We start from the raw sequence: 22,978 nt of genomic DNA, 5'->3' as shown, positions 1-22,978 counted from the left end.
TGCTGTTAACGGCTGCCGTACTCCACCTGGTTCAGCAGCGAGGAGTTCGCGTTGCCGCTCCGGTCGACGTCGGGGCGGGTGTTGTCCGAGGCGGCGGCGGTGACGCCGAAGACCGCGGCCAGTCCGAGGACCGCGCCGATCACTGCACTTGCCACACCGGGGACAAGGAACTTCATCTCGGATCTCCCAATTGCTGCTGCCTGACGGAAACGTTCGCGCCAAGGTATCACCTGCGGGCCCGGATTCGGGTCGGCAGGCGCAGGTCCGTGCACCCGATTCGCGGTGAACGTGACGTCAGCGTCCGGGCGGGACGATGAGCACCGGTCGGTGGCTGTGCCGCAGGACGTGGTCGGCGACGGACGACTGCAGCAGCGACTTGAGTCCCGTCGTGCCCCGGGTGCCCGTGACGATGATGTCGGCGTCGAGTTCGTCGGCGGTCTCGACGATAGTCGTCCAGATGGTGGTGACGCATTCGACCGTGCGGCCTTCGGCATTGAGGCCGACGCTGCGAGCGAGTTCGAGGCCTTCGCTGTTGACGGTCTTGGCGTCGGTGAGGGCGATGTCCTCGGTGTCCTCGTCGGGCACCCATTCGGGCTGCATGACACCGGACAGTCCCGACATGCGGGCCGCCTGGCGCACCATCGGTTCCCAGGCCGTGATGACGACGGCGCGTTCGGAGCTGAGGAAGCGGCCGGCGTATTCGACTGCGCGCCTGGAGTTCTCGGTTCCGTCGTAGGCGATGAGCATCAGATCTGCGGGCATCGAAACCTCCTGGTGCCGGGGAACGATCCTGGTGCCAGGCTACCTGTTCCGGGCTGGGTCGGGCGGGTGCCGTGGCCTACCCTGGCAGGGTGACTGCAACCCGTTCGACCCGTGTTCTGGCCTTGCTGTTCGGTCTCGGATTGGTGGCCGGGTGCGCGAACTCGGAGTCGGGGGAGGGTGAGGTCCCCGACACCTCGACGACCGGGACGACGGCCACCACGACGGAGCCCGCTCCGACGACCGAAATCGCGTCGATGGCGGCTCCGATGTGCGGCACAGACTTCCTCGCGAGGCTCACGCCGAGGCAGCGGCTGGCGCAGCTGCTCAACGTGGGAGTGGCCGGGACCGCGGACGCCGTCGCGGTTGTCCGGGACGAGCAGGTCGGGGGGATCTTCGTCGGAAGCTGGACCGATGAGGCGATGCTCGCGAACCGTCAGGTCCCGCAGGTGCAGGCCGTGGCGACCGTGCCGGTGATGGTGAGCATCGACGAGGAGGGCGGGCGGGTGTCGCGGGTGTCGGACCTGCTCGGGGCGGACCCGGCGCCGCGGACGGTCGCGCAGACCATGACGCCCGAGGAAACGTACGAGATGGCACTCGAGCGTGGTCGCGGACTGCGCGATCTCGGGATCACCGTCGATTTCGCCCCGGTGGTCGACGTCAGCGCGCAGCCCGCGGACTCGGTGATCGGTGACCGCTCCTTCTCCGATGATCCGCAGGTGGTGACGGCCTATGCGGGTGAGTACGCCGACGGGCTGCGCGACGCCGGGGTGTTCCCTGTGATCAAGCACTTCCCGGGGCACGGTTCGGCGTCGGGGGACTCGCACACCGGTGCCGTGACGACTCCGCCGCTCGACGAGCTGCAGACGTCGGACCTGGTTCCGTACCGCACGCTCGTGACGACGGGCGTCGGCGTGATGGTCGGCCATCTGGACGTGCCGGGTCTCACGGCGCCGGGTGTTCCGGCGAGTATCAGTCCGGCCGCGATGTCGTTGCTGCGGACGGGTACCGGGTACGGGGCGCCGCCGTTCGAGGGGCCGATCTTCACGGACGACCTGTCGGGGATGCGGGCGATCACGGATCGGATGGATGTTCCGCAGGCCGTGGCGGCGGCGTTGACGGCGGGCGCGGACGTTGCGTTGTGGTTGACGACGGATGAGGTGCCCGACGTGCTGGATCACCTGGAGGCGGAGATGGCCGCGGGGCGGTTGCCGCAGTCCCAGGTGGATGCGTCGGTGCTGCGGGTGGCGACCGCGAAGGGTGTCGTGCACTGCTGACGGCAGTGCGGTGCAGGGTCGCCGCGACGCTCCGGTGCACAGGGGTCGCGAGGCTCCGGGCAGAATGGTCGTGACGCTCCGGGCGCAATGCCAGGTGAGACACCAATTCTTACTCTAGAGTAAGATCGACCACTGGGGACTCGGCCGAGGTCGGTGCCCATACTCTGGAGGAACGATGGCAGGCGGAACGAAACGACTCCCGCGGGCCGTGCGCGAGCAGCAGATGCTCGACGCGGCCGTCGAGGTTTTCTCCGCCAAGGGCTATCACGACACCTCGATGGACGCGATCGCCGCGGCAGCCGAGATCTCGAAGCCGATGCTCTATCTCTACTACGGTTCGAAGGACGAACTGTTCGCCGCAGGCATCGCCCGCGAGGGTCAACGGTTCGTCGAAGCCATCACGCCCGCTGCCGATCCGACCCTCACTCCGCGCGAGCAGCTGCGCGCGGCACTCCTTGGATTTCTCGGTTTCGTCGACGAGCACCGCCCGTCGTGGATGGTGCTGTACCGGCAGTCGATGGGCGAGCAGGCGTTCGCCTCACAGGTTCGGACCAGTCGGGCCCGCCTGATCGAACTGACGGCGAAGCTGCTCGAATCGAGCACGAAGGATCCCGATCCCGGCACCGACTTCGGCATCATGGCCGTCGCGCTCGTCGGCGCGGGTGAGGCGGTTGCGGACCGGGTCGCTGGCGGCGAGATCGATGTGGAGAAGGCCGCGGACCTGCTCGAGAATCTCGCCTGGCGCGGTCTGGCGGGCAAGAAGAAGTAGCAGTGAACGTGAGACGTCGGCTCGGTACGGCGGGCCTCGTCGCACTCTGCTGGGTGGCGGGCGGCGTCGTCGTCCGCGTCGGGCTCGATGCGGTCGACCGCACGCCGTACTCGCCCACCTCGGAGATCTGGTACCTCATCGTCGCCGCCGTCGCTGTCGCTGTCGCTGTGGGGGGTACTGCGGCAGTCGTCTGGAAACGCCGGTTGAGATGACGGCCTCACGGCCACAGTTGCCGGACCGAGACCACTCGGCGCCCCGGAGTCCTGCGACTCCGGAGCGCCGAGTGCGGCGCCGCTACAGCGGGCGCAGGGTTGCCGTGAGGTGCGGGTAGCCCTTCTTCGGGTTCCGCAGGGCGAGGTCCCAGCCGCTACCGGTGCGTGCCGATTCCGTACCGGCGACGGCGTCCGCGTAGACGTTCACCGTCGCGGGCAGGACCACCGGCTTGCCGAACTTCACGCTGTACGTGACGGCGTCGGGGATGCGTCCCTCGACCGCGCCGAGCACGGCCGCAGCGCTCCACATGCCGTGCGCGATGGTGCCCGGAAACCCGAAGGCCTTGGCGCCCAGGGACGACACGTGGATCGGGTTGCGATCTCCCGAGACGGCCGCGTATCGGCTGATCGCCTTCTGGTCGACGCGCAGCGTCCGCATCGGGCGCGGCGGCACCTCGTCCGCGTGAACCTGCTTCGGTTCCTTCGGTGCGTCGGTGGGATGCATCTTCAGGAAGGTGCTGACCTGACGCCACACCAGTTCCCGCCCGACGCTGATCTCGCTGACGAAGTCGACCTGGGTGCCCTTCGGGTGTGGGCGCAGGTTCTCCGCGTGCACCGCGATGTCCAGCGGTTCCGACACCGAGATCGGGCGCAGCTGTTCGATCACGTTCTCGACGTGGACGGAACCGATTGCGGGGAAGGGGAACTCGCGTTCGGTGAGCAACCGCATGACGGTGGGAAACACGAGGGTGAACGGATAGGTGATCGGCAGTGTGTCGCCGAAGCGCAGCCCGCACACCCTCGCGTACGCCGCCAGGTTGTCGGTGTCGATTCGCAGGCCCGACAGTGAGAGCGTGTCCTTCGGGAGGCTGCGGCGGCCGGACGGCTTCACGAACGGCAGTGCGCCGAACGCGGCGCGCGCGTAGTTGTCGAGGGTGCCGGGCTGCTCACGCAGCTGCACGACCGTGCCCTTGCGGCCGGCCATCAGGCGCCGATCAGGGACTGGCCGCAGACGCGGACGATCTGACCGGTGACCGCGTTCGACGCCGGGCTCGCGAAGTACGCCACGGTTTCGGCGACGTCGACGGTCTGCCCGCCCTGCAGCAGCGACGACATGCGGCGGCCTGCCTCGCGGGTGGCGAACGGGATCGCCGCGGTCATCGCGGTTTCGATGAAGCCGGGGGCGACGGCGTTGATGGTGATGTCGTTCGCGGCGAGCACGGGTGCGGTGGCCTGGACGAGGCCGATGACACCTGCCTTGGAAGTGCCGTAGTTGGTCTGGCCGCGGTTGCCCGCGATGCCTGCGATGGACGAGACGTCGACGACGCGTCCACCGTTCTTGAGTGCGCCCTTGGCGACGAGGTGTTCGGTGATCTTCTGCGGTGCGAGCAGGTTCACGCCGATCACCATGTTCCAGCGGGACTCGTCCATGTTGGCGAGCAGCTTGTCGCGGGTGATGCCCGCGTTGTGGACGACGATGTCGGCGCCGCCGTGGCGCTCGAGCAGGTGGGTGGCGAGGACGTCCGCGGCGTCCGCGGCGGTGACGTCGAGCGCGAGGGAGGTGCCGCCCACCTTGTTCGCGGTCTCGGACAGTGCTTCACCCGCGGCGGGGATGTCCGCGCACACGACGTGTGCGCCGTCGCGGGAGAGGACCTCGGCGATGGTGGCACCGATGCCGCGGGCGGCACCGGTCACGACGGCAACCTTCCCGTCGAGCGGCTTGTCCCACGACTGCGGGGCGGTGGAGTCGGCGGCGCCGACACGGATCACCTGGCCGGAGACGAACGCGGACTTCGCGGACAGCAGGAATCGCAGCGTCGACTCGACCCCGGAGAGCCCGGTCGACGCGTTCGGGGAGACGTACACGAGTTGGGCGGTGGCGCCGCGCTGTACCTCTTTGCCGACGCTGCGGGTGAAGCCTTCGAGGCTGCGCTGCGCGATGTGCTCGTCGATGCCGGACGTCTCTTCGGGGGTGGTGCCGAGGACGACGACGCGGGCGGACGGGGCGAGCTTGCGGACGATCGGCTGGAAGAACTCGAACAGCTCGACCAGTTCGGTGACCTGGGTGATGCCGGTGGCGTCGAAGACGAGGGCGCCGTAGCGGTCGTCGTGGGGGAGGGCGGCGGGGTAGTCGGAGAGCAGTTCGCGCAACGGTTCGACGAGCCTGCCGCTGCCGCCGATGACGATCGGGCCTGCGAGGGCGGGTTCGCCTGCCTTGTACCGACGGAGGTTCTCCGGCTGCGGCAGACCGGCCTGCTTGGCGATGAATGCGCCCGGCGCGGAGTTGAGGAACTGGGAGTAGAGGTCGGGAGCGCCCTTGCTGGCTGCCACGGTCCACCTTCTTCGTCGCGTGTTCGTGCATCCGGTGCGGATGCGGTGTCGACAAACTAACTTACTCTGAAGTAAGTTTGGTGTCGAGGCAGGAAACGCCGACTTGGAGACCTCGTCCAGATGGAGACACCGTGACCCCCAGAGCGCGTACCACCAAGAAGCCGGCCGCACCGACCGGCCGTCAGCTGCGTCCCGTCGCCATCGTCGGCGGCAACCGGATTCCCTTCGCGCGCTCCGACAAGGCGTACGCGCAGGCATCCAACCAGGACATGTTCACCGCGACGCTCGACGGACTGGTGAGCCGCTTCAACCTGCAGGGCGAGCAGCTTGGCATGGTCGTCGGCGGCGCCGTCCTCAAGCACGCACGCGACTTCAACCTGATCCGCGAGTCGGTGCTCGGCAGCGCGCTGAGCCCCTACACCCCGGCCTACGACCTGCAGCAGGCGTGCGGCACCGGCCTGCAGTCGATCGTCGCGGTCGGCGACGCCATCGCAGCGGGACGCATCGATGCCGGCATCGGCGGCGGCACCGACACCACGTCGGACGCACCGATCGGCGTGAACAACGAGCTGCGGGAGTTCCTGCTCTCGATCAACCGTGCCCGGACCACCGGTGAGCGCGTCAAGCTGCTCGGCCACGTCCGACCGTCCATGGTCGGCATCGAGATCCCCCGCAACGGCGAGCCGCGTACGGGACTGTCGATGGGTGATCACGCCGCGATCACCGCCAAGGAGTTCGGTGTTCGCCGTGAGGATCAGGACGAGCTCGCGGCCGCCAGCCACAAGAACATGGCAGCCGCCTACGACCGCGGGTTCTTCGACGACCTGGTTACCCCGTTCCTCGGCCTCACCCGCGACGACAACCTGCGGCCCGGATCGACGGTGGAGAAGCTCGCGACTCTCAAGCCGGTGTTCGGTACCAAGCTCGGCGACGCGACGATGACGGCGGGCAACTCCACCCCGCTGACCGATGGTGCGTCCGCGGTGTTGCTGTCCACCGACGAGTGGGCGGCGCAGCGGAACCTGCCGGTGCTCGCGCACCTCGTCGACTCCGAGACCGCCGCCGTCGACTACGTGCACGGTGACGACGGTCTGCTGATGGCTCCGACGTACGCGGTGCCGCGTCTGTTGGCCCGAAACGGGTTGACGCTGCAGGACTTCGACTACTACGAGATCCACGAGGCCTTCGCCTCCGTGGTGCTCGCGACGCTGCAGGCATGGGAGTCCGACGAGTACTGCAAGGAGCGACTGGGCCTCGACAGTGCGCTCGGCAAGATCGACCGCAGCAAGCTCAACGTCAACGGTTCGTCGTTGGCGGCAGGGCATCCGTTCGCGGCGACCGGTGGACGCATCGTGGCCTCGCTCGCGAAGATGCTGGCGGAGAAGGGATCCGGCCGCGGCCTGATCTCCATCTGCGCGGCGGGTGGCCAGGGCGTCACCGCGATCATCGAGCGATGAGCGAGGCCTCGGCACGGAGCGGCAAGCGGTAGCGGTATTCGCACGGCCTGGAATCACACTGATTCCAGGCCGTGCGTCGTCTGTCGTGCCCGACGAGAATGCGGACATGACCGTTCGCAGCACCACACTCGCACCCGGCCTCGACGTCAGCGCCCAGGGATACGGCGCCATGTCGGTGGCCCCCGTCTACGGGCCGGTCGACCCGGCCGAAGCCATCGCCACCCTGCACCACGCGATCGACATCGGCATCACCTTCATCGACACCGCCAACGTGTACGGCGACGGTGCCAGTGAGAGGGCCGTCGGTGAGGTGCTCCGCACCCGACGCGACGAGGTGCAGCTCGCCACCAAGTTCGGACTGGTCGGCAACATCGCCGCCGGCCAGCGTGGCATCGACGGGCGCCCCGAGCACGTCGCCGGATTCCTCGACGCGTCGCTGGGTCGTCTCGGTGTCGACAGCGTCGACCTCTACTACCTGCACCGCGTCGACCCGAACGTCCCAGTCGAGGACACCGTCGGCGCAATCGCCGAACTGGTGACCGCGGGCAAGGTGCGGCACATCGGACTGTCGGAGGCCACCGGCGACGAACTGCGCCGGGCGCACGCGGTGCATCCGATCGCCGCGATCCAGAGCGAATGGAGTGTGTGGAGCCGCGACGTCGAGCGGCACGTGATTCCGGCGGCGGCCGAGCTCGGCGTCGGGTTCGTCCCGTACTCGCCGGTGGGTCGCGGTTACCTGACCGGCACATTCGATCCGGCCGTGCTCGGTGAGTCGGACCTGCGTCGCCGCTTCCCCCGGTTCTCCGACGAGGCGCTGGCAGGCAACGCGAAGGTGCTCGGGGTGGTCCAGGACGTCGCCGGCGACGCCGAGGCCACACCTGCGCAGGTCGTCCTGGCGTGGCTCGACGCGAAGGGCAGGCAGTTCGGGCTGCCCGTCGTCTCGATTCCGGGGACGCGGTTCGCGAGCCGGGTCAGCGAGAACGCCGCGGCGCTGGAACTGGACCTGACGGCGGATCAGGTGTCACGGCTCGACGAGCTCGCCGAGCTCACGGTCGGCGCCCGCGCTGCCGACCCGACGTGGGTCTCCCTCGGCCGGGAGTGATGCCGGCGGGACAGTGAGTGGTGTTCCGCCGCCCGGTGCCGTGAGGCGCCGGGCGGCGGCCATCGGCCCGGCTGCCGCCGGTGCCTGTTCGCGCGGTTCGAATGGTCACGAATCAGGCCCCGGAGCGTTATCGCGGGGCCGTGATGGTCACGGCAAGGTGTCGGCCCCAGGTGTTGCGTGGAACACGAACCGATCGGTGTGCTCGGACGGCTGGGCGAGGGTGCCCTCTCTGGGTCCGGTCCGGCAACTGTGAGGGAAACGATGGCGCGCCGGTCGATGTCCAGCCTGACGCGACGGAAGTTTGCTCTTGATCGGTATCCGTCAATATCATTCTGCTACAACATGATTGGCAGTGGCTGCACGCCGTATGTGACCGCGTGTAGTAGCACTCAGGCGCCAGGGGGTCGGCGGTGCGTCGCCGCCCGGGTCCGCGGGCTCGAATTGGGCGAACCTTCAGCAAATGTGGCATGAGTCACTTTTACGCTGTCAACGTGGCGCTCGTCACGATCGGTTGAAAACTTCGTGACCTGCCGCGTTACCTGGTTGTGACCTTATTGGTGCGTTGCAGTGATCGACGAGGGCCGGAAGCCTCCCTCTGATCACGCTGACGACACCCCTCGGAGGCCGAGCCATGTTCTCGGTCGAATCTTGGAGCAGAGTCTTGCACGTTTCACAGTCGCGCCATTTCCGTGCCGCCGTCGCCTCGACCGTACTGATCGCCACCGGCACCGCCCTCACCGGTGTGGGCGCCGCATCCGCTGCGAACGCAGACCCGGTGTCCACGTCGGTCGCGCCCCGTTATCAGGAGGCGGGCGACCTGTTCACGGCGCTGCAGTTCCCCGAGCTGCCCAGCGTCGGGTCCACCTCCGAGGAAGCGGCCGAGGCCCCTGCCGAGGAGTCGGTCGACGCCCCCGCTCCGGCCCCTGCTCCCGCCCCCGAGCCTGCGCCTGCGCCTGCGCCTGCGCCGGAGCCTGCAGTGTCGGGCGACGAGCTGGCCCGCATCGTGCCGCAGATGCCCGGCGACAAGATCGCGCAGTTCGTCGCACCGCTCAACGACGCGATGGTGCGTGGTGGCATCGACACCCCAGTGCGTCAGGCGGCGTTCATCGCCCAGCTCGCGGTCGAGTCCGACTCGTTCCGCACCTTCGAGGAGTACGCCTCCGGACGGGCCTACGAGGGCCGCTCGGACCTCGGGAACACTCAGCCCGGCGACGGTGAGCGCTACAAGGGTCGCGGCGCGATCCAGGTGACCGGCCGGCACAACTACGAGGAAGTGAGCCGGTTCACCGGTATCGACTTCGTCGCGCACCCCGAACTGGTCGCCGCGCCGGAGAACGCCTTCACCACGGCAGTCTGGTACTGGACCTCGCGGAATCTGAACAATGTCGCCGACGGCCCGGGCATCGTGCGGGTGTCGGAGCTCGTCAACGGCGGTCATCACGCGCTGGCTCAGCGGATGGACAACTTCGCTCGCGGGCTCGCCGTCCTGGCGCATCCCTGACGTCCCCGGCCGGTGGCCCGAGGTGACCAATTCGCGATTTACAAGCAGTCCAGACTGTTTGTTGCTACCGTGAGTGTGTGACCCAGGACACGGACCGTCCGACACGGACGCAGGCGCAACGCAGCGCCGAGACGCGACAGAAGCTCCTCGACGCGACCATCGACTCCCTTGTCGAACTCGGATACGCAGGGACGAGCACGCAGGGCATCGCCCGACGAGCCGGGGTGTCGCGCGGCGCCCAGCTCCACCAGTTCCCCACCAAGGTGTCCCTCGTCGTGGCGGCCGTCGAACATCTCGTCGAGAAACGGCTCGCCGAGATCCTCGCGACCAACCCCGACCCCGAACGCGGACTCGAGGTGCTGGCCGGCGCGTTCACCGGCCCTCTCTTCTACGCAGCGCTCGAACTGTGGGTGGCGGCCCGTACCGACGCCGAACTGTTCCAAGCGATGGTGCCCCTCGAACGTCGCGTCACGGACGCACTCACCGGCGGCGCCGCCGAGGTGATGGGCGAGAGCTTCGGACCTGACTCCATCGAGCTCAGCATCGAACTGGCTCGCGGTTTCGCCGTATCGGCGCTGTTCCGCACTCCGGAGGAGGAAGCGGAGCGCCGCGAACGCCTGCTTCCCATATGGGAAGCGATGGTGACGTCGCGATGAGCGCACGGAACCCGAGTGCGCAGACCCTGGCCGAACTCCCCGCGCACACCCGGGTCCTGGTCGTCGGAGCCGGTTTCGGCGGCCTCGCGGCCGCGGGCGCCCTGGTCCGCGACGGACGATCGCTGGACGTCGTGATCATCGAACGCGCAGGTGAGGTTGGTGGCACGTGGCGAGACAACACCTACCCGGGCTGTGCCTGCGACGTGCCCACGTCGCTGTACTCGTTGTCGTTTGCCCCGAGCCCGGAGTGGAGTCACACCTTCGCCGCGCAGTCCGAACTGTTCGAGTACCTCAAGGACGTGGCGACGCGTAGCGGCATCCGTGCGCGCACGCTCTTCGACTGCGAACTTCTCGGCGCCCGCTGGGACGAGCGCTCCACCCTGTGGCGGGTCACGACCAATCGGGGGGAGATCACCGCGCAATCTCTGGTCGCCGCGAGCGGTGCACTGTCCACGCCGAACCTGCCCGACATCGACGGACTGGACACCTTCGGTGGCACCGTCTTCCATTCGGCGGCCTGGAACCACGACCACGACCTGACCGGTGAGCGGATCGCGGTCGTCGGCACCGGAGCGTCCGCCATTCAGTTCGTGCCGCAGATCGTCGACAAGGCGCAGCGGGTCACCGTCTTTCAGCGCACCGCCTCCTGGGTGATTCCGCGGCGGAACCGGACACTCGGAAAGTTCGAGAAGTCGCTGTATCGCCGAATTCCCCTCACACAGAAGGTCGTACGCGGCCTCGTCTACGGTATGCGAGAGGCATACGTGGTGGTCTTCGCCTACCTGACGTGGTTGCTGCCCGCGATCGCGCTCGTGTCGAAGGCGCAGCTGCACACGCAGGTTCGCGATCCCCGTCTGCGCCGAAAGTTGAAACCCGCGTTCACTATCGGATGCAAGCGGATGCTGCTGTCCAACGAGTGGCTTCCGACGCTCGCACGCGATGACGTTGACCTGGTCGCCTCGGGTCTGCAGCGCGTCACCCGCACCGGCGTCGTCGGCTCCGACGGAGTCGAGCGCGACGTCGACACCATCATCTTCGGCACCGGCTTCACGCCCACCGAGCCGCCGATCGCGAAGCTCCTGCGCGGTAGGGACGGGCGCAGCCTCGCGGAACGGTGGGACGGCAGCCCCAGCGCTCATCGCGGGATCACGGTCAGCGGGTTCCCGAACCTGTTCCTGATGTACGGGCCGAACACCAATCTCGGGCACAGCTCGATCGTCTACATGCTCGAAAGCCAGGCATCTTATGTACGGAAGGCGCTGGGGTACATGGAATCTCGGGGTGTACCCGCACTCGAGGTGGACGCCGCGGTGCAGGAACGCTACGCCGACCGGGTTGGGGGTGCGCTCGCGACGACGGTGTGGAACAGCGGTGGCTGCTCGAGTTGGTACATGGACAAGCGTGGCCGCAACTCGGTGATGTGGCCGACCTTCACCTGGAGATACCGCGCGCAGGTACGCAGTTTCGATGCCGAGAACTACCGTGCGATCGAGCCCCGACCCGCGGAGGAGGTCGCATGAGCACCGGCGACACGAGCGCCGGTGGCGGCGGTGACACGAGCGCCGGCGGCGGCTGCGACTACGACGTCGTCGTGATCGGTTCCGGATTCGGTGGCAGCGTCGCCGCACTCAGGCTGACGGAGAAGGGATACCGGGTCGGCGTGCTCGAAGCGGGTAGGCGATTCGCCGACCACGAGCTCCCCGAGACCAGCTGGCGTCTGCGTCGCTACCTGTGGGCACCGGCACTGGGCTGCTTCGGAATTCAACGCATCCACCTCCTCGCGGACGTACTGGTGATGGCGGGTGCGGGCGTCGGTGGCGGTTCGCTCAACTACGCGAACACCCTCTACCGCCCGCCGCGGCCCTTCTTCGAGGACCCGCAGTGGGGACACATCACCGACTGGGAGGACGAACTCGACCCCTACTACGACCAGGCGGCCCGGATGCTCGGCGTCCGAACCTATCCCGGTGTCACCACCGCCGACCGGATCGTCCGGGACGTCGCCCGGGAGATGGGGGTCGAGGACACGTTCACGGCGACACCCGTCGGCGTGTTCTTCGACGAACCGGGCCGGGCGGTGTCCGATCCTTTCTTCGGCGGCGCGGGTCCGGACCGTATCGGGTGCACGGAATGCGGGTCGTGCATGACGGGGTGCCGGGTCGGTGCGAAGAACACCCTGGTGAAGAACTACCTCCATCTCGCCGAGCGGGCGGGGGCGCGGATTCACCCGCTGACCACGGTCGCGGGGTTGCGGCCACTGCCCGGCGGCGGCTTCGAGGTCCGCACCCGGCGCACCGGATCGCTGCGCAGGCGCGAGACGGTCCTGACGGCCGCGCAGGTGGTCGTGTCGGCCGGTACGTACGGCAGCCAGAAGTTGCTCCTCGGCACCAAGGTGAGAGGCGAGCTGCCTGCGTTGTCCGATCGGCTCGGTACCCAGGTCCGGACCAACTCCGAGGCGGTGCTCGCGGCGACGGCACGAGAACCCGCGGGCTATCACCGTGGTGTCGCGATCACGTCGTCGTTCCACCCCGACGACCACACCCACATCGAACCGGTCCGGTACGGCAAGGGCAGCAACGCGATCGGACTGCTGCAGACACTGCTCGTCGACGGCGGGGGTCGGGTCCCGCGCCCGCTCAAGGCGTTGGCCGCGGTGGTCCGGCATCCGGTCACGTTCGCCCGGGGACTGTCCGTGCGTCGGTGGTCGGAGCGGACAGTGATCGCCCTGGTCATGCAGACCGGTGAGAACTCGCTCGAACTCGGTGTGAAAAAGGGGCCGAGGGGTGGGTTCCGCCTCGTGAGCCGCCGTGGACCCGGTGAGCCGCCGCCGACGTGGATCCCGCAAGGTCACGCGGTCATCCGGTCGATCGCCGACAAGATCGACGGCGATCCCGGCGGATCCTTCGCTGATCTGGCGAACATCCCGATGACGGCGCACTTCCTCGGCGGGTGTCCCATCGGGGACACCGCGGAGTCCGGTGTCGTCGACCCGTACCAGCGCGTCCATGGATATCCGGGTCTGCACGTCTCGGACGGGTCGGTGGTGAGCGCGAACCTCGGCGTCAACCCGTCGCTGACGATCACCGCGCTCGCCGAGCGTGCCTTCGCGTTGTGGCCCAACCGGGGTGATGTGGACGTCCGGCCGGCGCCGGGTGCGCCCTACCGGAGGGTCGACCCGGTCGCGCCGCGGCGGCCCGCTGTGCCCGCAGGCGCCTCGGGGGCGCTGGTCCTTCCCTTGCCTCGAGTGCGGCCCACCGACGTGAGCTAGGACACGTTTCCCTCGACCGAATCGAGCGTTCGCCCAGGTGGGCCCTGGTTCACCTGGACCGGTAACGATGCGCACGGATTTTCTTCGGACGCGGTGTAACGCCACGTTGGGGGGTGTCGATAGTCAGGTCGTCCCGCGTTGCAGCCAGACCCCCGACCCGGTTGCAGCGCGGGACACCTTTGTTTCGTGGGCGTCGCGTCGGCTTTGCGGGCGCACACCTCGGTGCCGCGCCGACCGTCGCCCGGCTACCCTGGCAGTCGAAGCGGGTCCTGGCCCAGCAGAACGACGATACCGGGAGGTCCGCGAATGTCAGGCGGAATCGGCAAGCATTCGGGTGCCCAGCAGCGCCCGGGGTTTCCGCACGGGCAGTCCTCGGACGCCGTGCAACGCGAGGGTGCCGAATTCGCCGAATCGGATCACCAGGTCGACGCGAACGCCCCGGCCGACGCCCCCGCCCCCGTCGCCGCGACCAGCGGCTCGGATGGAGTGACCGAGGCGATCACCGTCGAGGCCCCCACCGCCGAAGACGTCCGCCCCGAGGACGTGCCCACCACCGTCCTTCCTCGGGTCGCGACCGGCCAACCGGCACCGTCCGGGCCCCCGCCCGGTGGGGTGGTCCCGCCTCCGCCCGCACCCCCGGCGCCCGGCGCCGATTCCGCCGGTTCTGATGGTTCCGGCGGCTCCGATGGTTCTGGCGGCGTCGACTCCGCCAAGCGGCGACGGATCGCCATCGGCGCTGCTGCAGGTGTCCTCGCGGTCGGGGCAGCCTGGTACGTCGTTGACCTCGCAACGTCATCGGGTCAGGTGCCACGCGGTGTCACTGTTGCCGGTGTCGCGGTCGGCGGGCAGTCCCATGCGGACGCCGAGGCCACCCTGCGCGCCGCGATCGATCCCCGCGCCCAGCAGCCGGTGACGGTGCGGGCCGGTGACGTGACGACGGAGCTGGTTCCCGCCGAGGCGGGGCTCGCCGTGGACTGGCAGGCGACCGTGGACCGTGTCGGATCCCAGCCGCTCAATCCGATCACCCGACTCACCTCGTACTTCACCCACCAGGAGGTGGGTGTCACGTCGACGCGTGACGACGCGGCCCTCTCGGCGGCGGTCGAGGGGCTTCGGCCCCGGGTCGACCGGTCGCCGGTGGAGGGCACCGTCGTGTTCGAGGGTGCGAAGCCGGTCGGGGTGGCCCCGCAGGCAGGGCAGGCGCTCGATGCAGGCGCCGCGGCCGACGCGCTGGCCGATGGCTGGGCCGCGGTCGACGGCGTCGAGGTGCCGGTGACGGTCGCGTCCGTGACCGTCACCCAGTCCGGCGTGGACCGCGCACTGAACGACGTGGCGACACCCGCGGTCGCTGCCGACCTGACGGTCACGGGCCGTGACGACAAGAAGGCAGTACTCGCGCGCGATCAGGTCGGGACCGTGCTGTCCTTCGCGCCCGACGGCGACGGTGGCCTCGCGCCGCAGTTCGACGTCGATGCGGCGGCAGGTGTGCTCGGCCCGCAGTTGGTGGGCACCGAGGTGGCACCGAAGGATGCGTCGTTCACTCTCGCCGGTGGGTCGCCGACGGTGGTTCCTGCAGTGGCAGGGGAGATGATCGAGTGGCACAAGACGCTCGAATCGCTGCCGACACTGCTCGCGCAGTCCGGTCCACGCACGGTCGCGGCGGTCTACGAGCCCAAGCAGCCGGAGCTGACGACGGAGGCCGCGAACAAGCTCGGCATCAACGAGGTGATCGGCGAATTCACCTCGGGCGGTTTCGAATACGCATCCGGAGTCAACATCCGCCTCGCGGCGAGCGAGATCGACGGTGCACTGGTCAAGCCGGGTGCGACGTTCTCTCTCAACGGCCACACGGGCCCGCGTGGGACGGCGGAAGGCTATGTCGCGTCGGGCATCATCAACCACGGCAGGCCGGACCGTGCCGTCGGTGGCGGCATCAGCCAGCTCGCGACCACCCTGTACAACGCCTCCTACTTCGCGGGCATGGAGGACGTGGATCACACCGAGCACAGCTACTACATCTCGCGTTACCCGGAGGCGCGCGAGGCGACGGTCTTCGAGGGCGCGATCGATCTGAAGTTCAAGAACGACACGGACACAGGCGTTCTCATCCAGACGATCGGCACGAGTTCCGACATCACCGTGAGGCTGTGGGGGACCAAGCGTGTCGACGTCGAGTCGATCACCGGGGACCGCTACGCGGCCACGTCGCCGAACACGATCACACTGCCCGCCGGGTCCGACTGCATCGCCTCCGGTGGTGCGCAGGGCTTCACGACCAGCGACACCCGGGTGATCACCGACGCCGAGACCGGTGCGGAACTGTCCCGCGACACGCGGACCGTGAAGTACGACCCGGTGCCGATCGTTCGCTGCGTGAGTCCCGAACCCGCACCCGCTCCGGCTGCGCCCCCCGCGGCGGCTGCCGCTCCCGCCGCGCCGGCCGCGAACACCTCGCAGCCGTCCGCGGCCGAGCGCAGGCAGGAACGGGCACAGGAGCGGGAGCGCGAACGGGAACGCGACCGGGACGACGAGTGACCCGCCGCGTGCGCATCGGCACGTAGCTCCGGTCGGTGGGAATCGACCGACGGAAGCGGTGCCACGTCCGCGATCTCGCCGCGCAACTGACAACATCTGTTGTCACTGCCGCGAGCGCCTCGGAGGAGCACGATGGAATCTCCGGCAACCGAGGAGGTCGAGGATCATGCCCAAGTACCTGTGGCGGGTCGGCTACACCGCGGAAGGCGCGGGCGGACTGCTCGCCGAGGGCGGGACCGCCCGCCGCGACGCGATACGCACCGCCGTCGAGAGCGTCGGAGGCACCGTCGAGTGCTGCTACTTCGCGTTCGGCACCGACGACCTGTACGTCATCGGCGACGTACCCGACGCGGTCGCGGCCGCGGCGATGAGCATCCGCACCGCTGCGGCGGGTGGAGCCCATACCGAGACGATCGCGCTACTGACACCTGCCGAGATCGACGAGGCGGTCAAGCGCCCCGCGGACTACCGGCCACCGGGACGCTGACCCCGCCACCCGCACGTGATCCACGCTGAATGCTCGACACTCCTGCATGTTGCCGCGCGTCCGAAGGGATTCCACGCGACCATGTACCAGATCTGGATGGCGGTACTGATCGCGAGGAGGACGCATGGACGGAACCGGGTCGGTCGGGGTTCAGGTGGCGCCACCGGGTGACGACGGGGTCGACGGTGTCGATCCGGGTGGTGGAAGTCCGAGTGGTGGAAGTCCGAGTGGTGGCAGTCCGGGTGGAGATGGCCCGGGGAGTGGGGATGCGGCGGCGCGCCCGTCCTGGTGGCGCCGCTACGTGGGACGGTTCACGTTGCCGGGGTGCTGGGGTGCGCTGATCCTCGCGTGCTTCTCGTTCACCCCGTCGCTGCTGCCTCGCGGTGGATTCCTCCAGGGGTTGCTCTGCGGCATCACGGCCGCGATCGGGTACGGATTGGGCGTGTGGTTCGCGGCGATGTGGCGAGCGCTCGCGGACCGTCCGGCTCGTCCGGCCAGGCCGCGGTCGTGGCTGGTGTTCGTGGTGGTCGGGTCCGTGGCGGTCGTCGCGGCGTTCGCGGCGGGTCAGTACTGGCAGCACGAGATCCGGGCCCTGATGGGCGTCACCGAGTACAACCTCGTTCTCGTCGTCGCGTCTCCGGTGATCGCCGTGATCGTGTTCTGCCTCCTCCTGGCCCTCGGCCGCGGCATCCGCAGCGCGTATCGCCGGCTCGCGACGCTGCTCGAGCGGTGGATCGGCGCCAGGTCCGCAGCCGTGGTCGGGTGGATCGCCGTCGCCGTCGCGGTCTGGCTGGTGGTGTCCGGTGTGCTCCTGAGCACGCTGTCCGACATGGCGAACAGCGCGTTCTCGGTGAAGAACGACACGACCGCCGAGGGAGTCGAAGCTCCGACGACCGGGCTCCGATCCGGTGGACCCGACAGTCTCGTGCCGTGGGACACGCTCGGCTACGAAGGGCAGAAGTTCGTCACCGGAGGTCCGTCCGCGCAGGAGATCACCGAGGTGATCGGGCGTCCGGCGAGCGAGCCGATTCGGGCGTACGCCGGCCTGGAATCGGCGGACGACAGCGAGGCGCGGGCCGCGCTCGCGGTGGACGACCTCGCTCGCGCCGGCGGCTTCGAGCGCGAGAACCTGCTCGTGATGACCACGACCGGCAGCGGCTGGGTGGACCCGGCGGCGGTCGACTCGTTCGAGTACATCACCGCGGGCGATTCCGCGACGGTCTCGATGCAGTACTCGTACCTGCCGTCGTGGATCTCGTATCTCGTCGACCAGTCGAAGGCGCGCGATGCGGGCCGGGACCTGTTCGACGCCGTCTACGACCGGTGGTTGCGACTGCCTGCCGACGAGCGCCCGCGCCTGTACGTCGCGGGCGAGTCGCTCGGCTCCTTCGGTGGCGAGACCGCCTTCAGCGGGGAGTACGACCTGCGCAACCGGACGTCGGGCACGCTCTTCGCGGGCCCGCCCAACTTCAACACCCTGTTCGCAGAGTTCCGGGAGGGGCGTGACGCGGGCAGTCGCGCGAGCGAGCCCGTCTACAAGGACGGCCGGACGGTCCGCTTCGCCAACGACGCGGCCGCCGACATCCCGCCCGCCGACAAGCCCTGGGACGGCACCCGCGTCCTGTACCTGATGCACCCGTCCGACCCCATCGTGTGGTGGAGCCCGGACCTGATCTTCAGCGAACCCGACTGGATTCGCGAGGTGCCGGGGGACGACGTCCTCGAGGACATGGTGTGGCTGCCGTTCGTCACCTTCTGGCAGGTGTCCGCGGACCTTCCGTTCTCCACCGGCGTCCCCGGTGGGCACGGGCATCACTACACGACCGAGTACGTGGACGGCTGGAACGCCGTCCTGCAGCCCGAGGGGATGACCGACGCCGACCTCGAGCGGATCGACGCGGCACTGACGGGAGACTGACGAACGACGGGGGCTGTCCCTGCGCACAGATCGGCCCGCCTTCCCTGACAGGGGAGGCGGGCCGATCCGGTTTCGGCTGCGACTACTTCTTCGCGGCAGGCGGCGCGTTCAGCAGGGTGATGAACGGCTGGGCGTTCGCCGCGACGGCGCCGAGGCCGCCGACCGCGGTCCCGAGCAGTGAGGCGCCGGAACCGAGCAACAGTGCGCCACCCACACAACCGGCCAGGGGGCCCGCACCGAACAGCAGTGCGGCGGGAGCCGACACCACTCCGGCGGCGGTGGCGCCGAGCACGCAGCCGGTCACCAGACCCGCAGCGCCACCGACGAATCCGCCGACGGACGCCGTCAGGCTGAGGTTGTCCTTGACGCCCGAGACTGCGGCGGGCAGGTCGATGTCCTTCACCGGCAGTGCGACCGGCTTGGCAGCAGCCGGGTCGAGGTTCGGCGTGAGGGCCGCGTGGGTGCCGTCGACCTGAGCCGAGATCGGGTGCGCCGTGCCGTCGAAGGTGAAGGTCAGCGGCACGGAGTCGACGAGGTTGCCCGCGCCGTCGCGGACGACGAGGTGATCGCCCTCGGTCGTGAGCGAGCCTGCGGTGGTGTCGACGAGGACGTGGTTGGCCTCGCCTGTGACACTCCAGCCCACCGGCGCGGGCGCCTCGGGGGCGGTCTGAGCGGCGTTCGCATTCTGTTGGCGCGGGAATGACGATGCCGCCCACCGAAATTCGGTGGGCGGCATCGTCGGCCACGGTTCTGTTCGGGTCTGTTGCCCGAATTGTGGTGTTGCTCTTAGAAAGCAGCCTCGTCGAGCTCCATGATGTCGTTGTCGACGTTCGCGACGATGCCACGCGAGGCGGTCAGCTCGGGCAGCACGTTCTTGGCGAAGAAGGACGCGGTCGCGACCTTGCCCTCGTAGAACGGCTTGTCCTTGTCCGACGCGCCTGCGTCGAGCGCGCCGAGTGCGATCTCGGCCTGCTCCAGCAGCTTCCAGCCGATCAGCAGGTCGCCGACGGCCATGAGGAAGCGGACGGATCCGAGGCCGACCTTGTACAGCTCGGTCGGCTGCTCCTGGGCGCCCATGAGGAAGCCGGTGAGGGTTGCGACCATCGCCTGGACGTCCTCGAGCGCGGTGGCGAGCAGGGCGCGCTCCGTCTTCAGGCGGTTGTCGCCGCCCTCGAGGTCGATGAACTTCTTGACCTGGCCGGCCACGTGCGCCAGGGCGACGCCGCGGTCACGGGCGATCTTGCGGAAGAAGAAGTCCTGCGCCTGGATCGCGGTGGTGCCCTCGTACAGCGAGTCGATCTTGGCGTCGCGGATGTACTGCTCGATCGGGTAGTCCTGCAGGAAGCCGGAGCCACCGAAGGTCTGCAGCGAGTCCGTCAGGTACTGGTACGCGCGCTCGGAGCCGACACCCTTGACGATCGGGAGCAGCAGGTCGTTGACGCGGTGCGCGAGGTCGCCGTCGGCGCCGGAGACCTGCTGAGCGACCTCGACGTCCTGGTGGGCGGCGGTGTACAGGTACACGGCGCGCAGGCCCTCGGCGTACGCCTTCTGCATTGCCAGCGAGCGGCGAACGTCGGGGTGGTGAGTGATGGTGACGCGCGGGGCGGCCTTGTCCGTCATCTGGGTCAGGTCGGCGCCCTGGACGCGCTGCTTGGCGTAGTCGAGTGCGTTGAGGTAACCGGTGGACAGGGTGGAGATCGCCTTGGTGCCGACCATCATGCGGGCGTGCTCGATAACGTCGAACATCTGCGCAATGCCGTTGTGCACCTCACCGACCAGCCAGCCGACGGCGGGAACACCGTGGCCACCGAAGGTGAGCTCACAGGTGGCGGAGGCCTTGAGGCCCATCTTGTGCTCGACGTTGGTGACGAACGCACCGTTGTGCTCGCCGATCTCGTTCGTCTCGAAGTTGAAGTGGTACTTCGGGACGAAGAAGAGGGACAGGCCCTTGGTGCCTGCGCCTGCACCCTCGGGGCGCGCGAGCACGAGGTGGAAGATGTTCTCGAAGAGGTCGTCCGAGGTGGCGGAGGTGATGAACCGCTTGACGCCCTCGATGTGCCAGGTGCCGTCGTCCTGCTTGATCGCCTTGGTGCGGCCCGCGCCGACGTCGGAGCCGGCGTCCGGCTCGGTGAGGACCATGGTGGCGCCCCAGCCGCGCTCGACGCAGGTCTCGGCCCACTTCTTCTGCTCGTCGGTGCCGTTCTTGAAGAACACGTCCGCGAACGAGGGGCCTGCCTGGTACATGAAGGCGGCGGGCTGCGCACCCAGCATCATCTCGGCGATGGCCCACACGACCGACCGGGGCACCGGCACGCCGCCGATCTCCTCGCTCAGGCCCATGCGGTACCACTCGGCGTCCCACATCGCCTTGAAGGACTTCTTGAAGGACTCGGGGAGGGTGGCCTCGTGGGTCTCCGGATCGAAGACCGGCGGGTTGCGGTCGGCGTCGGCGTAGGACTCGCCCAGCGGTCCCTCGGCGAGCCGCGCGACCTCGCTGAGCATGTTCTTGACGGTGTCGGCGTCGAGGTCGCCCCACGTTCCTTCGCTCAGCGGCTTCTCGAGGTCGAGGACCTCGAAAAGGTTGAACTCCAGGTCACGAACGTTGCTCTTGTAATGCCCCATGTCTTCTGTCTCCCTGAGATGGTGCGGTCCAGCCTTGGTGGGTGACCACGTTCTGGTCTGGTCCAGCCTGCGTAGTACCGCCCTAGCGGCTACTCGTCGGTAACTTAGCCGATGTTACTCGCGATTCAGTTAGCTGCCAACAGATCGGCGAAAAGCGACCAACAGGGCACCGGCCCGCGGCTGGTGCGGGCCTGTCCCGGCGATTCCGGCGGGTGTCTCCACCGATGCCGGACGGGATGCCACGATCGTCACGAGGTCGCGGACGTCGTCCGCGAGTTCCTCGGGGGTGCAAGGTGATCCGTGGGTGCCGGTCTCCTCCTCCCGGATGGTTTCGGTCCGCGCGATCAGGGTGCCGCCGGGTCGGAGCGCGCCCGCCGCGCGGCGCAGAAGGCCCCGGCGTGATTCCGGCAACAAATGCAGGTCACATACGAGGACGAGGTCGTACTCGGGGCGGTACTCGACCGTCGTGACGTCCGCATCGACCCAGGTCAGCCGGTCGCGCGTTGCGCGCGGAAGCGGGGAGGCGGCCCTGACCGCCGCGGCGAGTGCCGAGGTCGAGAAGTCCACCGCGTGGACCTGCCACGCGTGCAGCGCCAGCCACAGCGCGTGCCTTCCCGCGCCGCAACCGAGGTCGAGCGCCCGACCCGCAGGTAGTGCGGTCACGAACTCGACGACGTCGGGGTCGGGCGCCGACCCGGGCGCCGGCACTTCCTCGCGATACCGCAGATCCCACTCGTGTGCGTCCATGCCGCGACCGTAGCGACCCCGACGTCCCGGTCCGCGTCAGCGGTTCAGGGTGGTGCGGAGCAGCAGGACGTTGTAGTTCGAGTGCACCGTCGTGAGGAAGTAGAGGTCGGGGCCGCTGGACCACGGGTGGATGTACGCGCCGTACGCGGACGGAAGGGCGCGGGTGTCCACGAGTACCTCCGGTGGTCCCCACGGGCCCGTCGGTGTCGGAGAACGGCGCATGACCACCGAGTTGAGGTTGTCGGTGGTGAGCATCAGGTACTGGCCGAGGTACTGGTTGTACTGGACCGACAGCTCCCCGACGCCGCCGAAGACGATCGGAGCGGCGGCATTCACGTCGCCCTTCTTCCACTCCCCGCCGTTCCAGTACTCGTACGCGCCGAGATTCCGGATCTCCCGCTCGGGCACCCGCGCCACGTACGCCAACTGTCCTCGTCCGGGCGGGGTGCCGTACTGGTAGACGTAGCCGCCGTCCTTCATGAAGGCACCCATTTGGAAGTTCCGGTTGCCCTCCACGTTCGGACGCCTCGTCTCCGGTGCCTCGACCCAGTTCTCGCCGTTGTCCGTCGAGACGGCGATGTCCGCGAAGTTCGTCTCCCACTTGCCGGGGTCGCCCCAGTTCTTCACCGACATCGTCGACATGTACTGCACGCCGTCGACGGCCACGCCTGCCGTGGGAATGCGGCTGATCTCGACGTACGGGATCTTCGGGCTGAAGATCAGTTCCTTGGACTGGCCGAGGAGGTCCCTGGGGGTGCTGTCGAACGTCATCCCGTCGTACAGGTCCCGGTCCGCACTGCGGAAGAGGGTGTTGCTCCGCCACGACCACAGGCTGCCCGCCAGGAGATTGGGTACTCCGAGACCGGCGGAGTCGCCGAACGCGGTGAGGATCTCACCGTTGCCGTTGTCCCACATGATGCCGAGATCCGTGCCGAGCACGTTCTCGTCCTGCGTCCGGTTCGGGCTGAGCATCCCGGTGGCCTGGGCGACCGCGTTGGCCGGGCCCGGGAGCTGCGGAAGGCCGCTGGTTCCGTTCAGGCCGGGAATCGGATTGACGGTGTTCGGATTCGCGCCCGCAGGAGCGGCTACTGCGAGTAATGTCCCCGCGACCAGCGTCGCGGTGGCGCCGACTGCGCCCGCACGCGCCGCAATGCGGTGGCCAATGACACGTTGATCCATGCTCGTTCACCCTTCGACTTGCGTCGCTCTCGGTCGTGCTGCACGAATAGCGTGGACTGGAGGATGTGACTCCCGCCGCAGCACGATGCTAATGAACTCCTTCGTGCTTTGTGGGGATGAGTGAGACGGGTGTCGACTGGAGTGACGGGTGTGGCGAT

The 22,978-nt window shown here is 68.6% G+C and carries 20 protein-coding genes; 12 read left to right on the top strand and 8 right to left on the bottom strand.

The features are described 5' to 3' along the window. Positions 1-5: 5 nt before the first annotated feature. On the bottom strand, positions 6-176 hold the full coding sequence (locus RHCRD62_RS25375) for a DUF2613 domain-containing protein (RefSeq protein ID WP_084734126.1): 171 nt from the start codon (positions 174-176) through the stop codon (positions 6-8). Positions 177-294: 118 nt separating this feature from the next. Then, positions 295-762 (bottom strand): universal stress protein, encoded by a 468-nt coding sequence (locus tag RHCRD62_RS06695; protein WP_050063934.1) that lies wholly within the window; start codon positions 760-762, stop codon positions 295-297. Positions 763-851: 89 nt separating this feature from the next. Here RHCRD62_RS06695 and RHCRD62_RS06690 point away from each other — a divergent pair, with 89 nt between their 5' ends. The 3 genes from RHCRD62_RS06690 (at position 852) to RHCRD62_RS06680 (ending at position 3,017) form a co-directional block, all read left to right on the top strand. After that, positions 852-2,036, top strand: coding sequence for a glycoside hydrolase family 3 N-terminal domain-containing protein (locus tag RHCRD62_RS06690; RefSeq protein ID WP_050063933.1), 1,185 nt, complete (start codon positions 852-854; stop codon positions 2,034-2,036). Positions 2,037-2,211: 175 nt separating this feature from the next. Further along, positions 2,212-2,805 (top strand): TetR/AcrR family transcriptional regulator, encoded by a 594-nt coding sequence (locus RHCRD62_RS06685; protein ID WP_050063932.1) that lies wholly within the window; start codon positions 2,212-2,214, stop codon positions 2,803-2,805. 2 nt (positions 2,806-2,807) lie between these two features. Further along, complete coding sequence (locus tag RHCRD62_RS06680; RefSeq protein WP_050063931.1) at positions 2,808-3,017, top strand: hypothetical protein; 210 nt, start codon at positions 2,808-2,810, stop codon at positions 3,015-3,017. 82 nt (positions 3,018-3,099) lie between these two features. Here RHCRD62_RS06680 and RHCRD62_RS06675 read toward each other — a convergent pair whose 3' ends face one another. Beyond that, positions 3,100-4,002, bottom strand: a complete 903-nt coding sequence (locus tag RHCRD62_RS06675) for a MaoC/PaaZ C-terminal domain-containing protein (protein ID WP_050063930.1) — start codon at positions 4,000-4,002, stop codon at positions 3,100-3,102. Then, positions 4,002-5,348 carry a 3-oxoacyl-ACP reductase gene (locus RHCRD62_RS06670; protein WP_050063929.1) on the bottom strand — a complete coding sequence of 449 codons (1,347 nt, stop codon included), beginning with the start codon at positions 5,346-5,348 and terminating at the stop codon, positions 4,002-4,004. The genes RHCRD62_RS06675 and RHCRD62_RS06670 overlap by 1 nt, the downstream gene beginning before the upstream one ends. A gap of 131 nt (positions 5,349-5,479) precedes the next feature. Here RHCRD62_RS06670 and RHCRD62_RS06665 point away from each other — a divergent pair, with 131 nt between their 5' ends. From RHCRD62_RS06665 to RHCRD62_RS06625, 9 genes are all read left to right on the top strand, one after another. Continuing rightward, positions 5,480-6,805, top strand: coding sequence for an acetyl-CoA C-acetyltransferase (locus RHCRD62_RS06665; protein WP_050063928.1), 1,326 nt, complete (start codon positions 5,480-5,482; stop codon positions 6,803-6,805). Positions 6,806-6,911: 106 nt separating this feature from the next. Further along, entirely contained in the window at positions 6,912-7,907 is a 996-nt protein-coding gene (locus RHCRD62_RS06660; protein ID WP_050064500.1) for an aldo/keto reductase, read from the top strand. A 661-nt stretch (positions 7,908-8,568) separates the two neighbouring features. Then, a complete protein-coding gene (locus RHCRD62_RS06655; RefSeq protein WP_253277229.1) occupies positions 8,569-9,408 on the top strand; it encodes a glycoside hydrolase family 19 protein in 840 nt (279 codons plus the stop codon). Positions 9,409-9,485: 77 nt separating this feature from the next. Further along, positions 9,486-10,064 (top strand): TetR/AcrR family transcriptional regulator, encoded by a 579-nt coding sequence (locus RHCRD62_RS06650; RefSeq protein WP_050063926.1) that lies wholly within the window; start codon positions 9,486-9,488, stop codon positions 10,062-10,064. Continuing rightward, positions 10,061-11,584 carry a flavin-containing monooxygenase gene (locus RHCRD62_RS06645; protein WP_050064499.1) on the top strand — a complete coding sequence of 508 codons (1,524 nt, stop codon included), beginning with the start codon at positions 10,061-10,063 and terminating at the stop codon, positions 11,582-11,584. Before RHCRD62_RS06650 ends, RHCRD62_RS06645 begins: the two co-directional genes overlap by 4 nt. Continuing rightward, a complete protein-coding gene (locus RHCRD62_RS06640) occupies positions 11,581-13,332 on the top strand; it encodes a GMC oxidoreductase (protein ID WP_084734124.1) in 1,752 nt (583 codons plus the stop codon). Before RHCRD62_RS06645 ends, RHCRD62_RS06640 begins: the two co-directional genes overlap by 4 nt. Before the next feature lie 306 nt (positions 13,333-13,638). Beyond that, entirely contained in the window at positions 13,639-15,867 is a 2,229-nt protein-coding gene (locus tag RHCRD62_RS06635) for a VanW family protein (RefSeq protein ID WP_050063925.1), read from the top strand. 166 nt (positions 15,868-16,033) lie between these two features. Then, the gene (locus RHCRD62_RS06630; RefSeq protein WP_050063924.1) at positions 16,034-16,354 is read left to right on the top strand and encodes a GYD domain-containing protein; all 321 of its coding nucleotides are present in this window, start codon (positions 16,034-16,036) and stop codon (positions 16,352-16,354) included. A gap of 124 nt (positions 16,355-16,478) precedes the next feature. Beyond that, a complete protein-coding gene (locus RHCRD62_RS06625) occupies positions 16,479-18,272 on the top strand; it encodes an alpha/beta hydrolase (RefSeq protein WP_253277228.1) in 1,794 nt (597 codons plus the stop codon). A gap of 82 nt (positions 18,273-18,354) precedes the next feature. Here RHCRD62_RS06625 and RHCRD62_RS06620 read toward each other — a convergent pair whose 3' ends face one another. The 4 genes from RHCRD62_RS06620 to RHCRD62_RS06605 all read right to left on the bottom strand — a co-directional run bounded on the left by RHCRD62_RS06620 (position 18,355) and on the right by RHCRD62_RS06605 (position 22,820). After that, positions 18,355-19,008: a DUF8020 domain-containing protein gene (locus RHCRD62_RS06620; protein WP_253277227.1), complete on the bottom strand. Its 654-nt coding sequence runs from the start codon at positions 19,006-19,008 to the stop codon at positions 18,355-18,357. 50 nt (positions 19,009-19,058) lie between these two features. After that, a complete protein-coding gene (locus tag RHCRD62_RS06615) occupies positions 19,059-20,894 on the bottom strand; it encodes an acyl-CoA dehydrogenase (RefSeq protein WP_050063923.1) in 1,836 nt (611 codons plus the stop codon). A gap of 129 nt (positions 20,895-21,023) precedes the next feature. Continuing rightward, the gene (locus RHCRD62_RS06610; protein ID WP_050063922.1) at positions 21,024-21,641 is read right to left on the bottom strand and encodes a class I SAM-dependent methyltransferase; all 618 of its coding nucleotides are present in this window, start codon (positions 21,639-21,641) and stop codon (positions 21,024-21,026) included. 36 nt (positions 21,642-21,677) lie between these two features. Further along, complete coding sequence (locus tag RHCRD62_RS06605; protein ID WP_050063921.1) at positions 21,678-22,820, bottom strand: glycoside hydrolase family 183 protein; 1,143 nt, start codon at positions 22,818-22,820, stop codon at positions 21,678-21,680. Positions 22,821-22,978: the final 158 nt, after the last annotated feature.

It is taken from the genome of Rhodococcus sp. RD6.2 (assembly GCF_001040705.1).
Lineage (GTDB): Bacteria > Actinomycetota > Actinomycetes > Mycobacteriales > Mycobacteriaceae > Rhodococcus_G.
This window is presented reverse-complemented; position numbering and strand designations above follow the sequence as displayed.

Bases quoted from the DNA above. Each gene is read 5' to 3' on its own strand.
- RHCRD62_RS06645 (WP_050064499.1), top strand. From the start codon at position 10,061: ATGAGCGCACGGAACCCGAGTGCGCAGACCCTGGCCGAACTCCCCGCG.
- RHCRD62_RS06610 (WP_050063922.1), bottom strand. From the start codon at position 21,641: ATGGACGCACACGAGTGGGATCTGCGGTATCGCGAGGAAGTGCCGGCG.
- RHCRD62_RS06685 (WP_050063932.1), top strand. From the start codon at position 2,212: ATGGCAGGCGGAACGAAACGACTCCCGCGGGCCGTGCGCGAGCAGCAG.
- RHCRD62_RS06660 (WP_050064500.1), top strand. From the start codon at position 6,912: ATGACCGTTCGCAGCACCACACTCGCACCCGGCCTCGACGTCAGCGCC.
- RHCRD62_RS06625 (WP_253277228.1), top strand. From the start codon at position 16,479: ATGGACGGAACCGGGTCGGTCGGGGTTCAGGTGGCGCCACCGGGTGAC.
- RHCRD62_RS06635 (WP_050063925.1), top strand. From the start codon at position 13,639: ATGTCAGGCGGAATCGGCAAGCATTCGGGTGCCCAGCAGCGCCCGGGG.
- RHCRD62_RS06615 (WP_050063923.1), bottom strand. From the start codon at position 20,894: ATGGGGCATTACAAGAGCAACGTTCGTGACCTGGAGTTCAACCTTTTC.
- RHCRD62_RS06675 (WP_050063930.1), bottom strand. From the start codon at position 4,002: ATGGCCGGCCGCAAGGGCACGGTCGTGCAGCTGCGTGAGCAGCCCGGC.
- RHCRD62_RS06620 (WP_253277227.1), bottom strand. From the start codon at position 19,008: ATGCCGCCCACCGAATTTCGGTGGGCGGCATCGTCATTCCCGCGCCAA.
- RHCRD62_RS06695 (WP_050063934.1), bottom strand. From the start codon at position 762: ATGCCCGCAGATCTGATGCTCATCGCCTACGACGGAACCGAGAACTCC.
- RHCRD62_RS06640 (WP_084734124.1), top strand. From the start codon at position 11,581: ATGAGCACCGGCGACACGAGCGCCGGTGGCGGCGGTGACACGAGCGCC.
- RHCRD62_RS06630 (WP_050063924.1), top strand. From the start codon at position 16,034: ATGCCCAAGTACCTGTGGCGGGTCGGCTACACCGCGGAAGGCGCGGGC.
- RHCRD62_RS06605 (WP_050063921.1), bottom strand. From the start codon at position 22,820: ATGGATCAACGTGTCATTGGCCACCGCATTGCGGCGCGTGCGGGCGCA.
- RHCRD62_RS25375 (WP_084734126.1), bottom strand. From the start codon at position 176: ATGAAGTTCCTTGTCCCCGGTGTGGCAAGTGCAGTGATCGGCGCGGTC.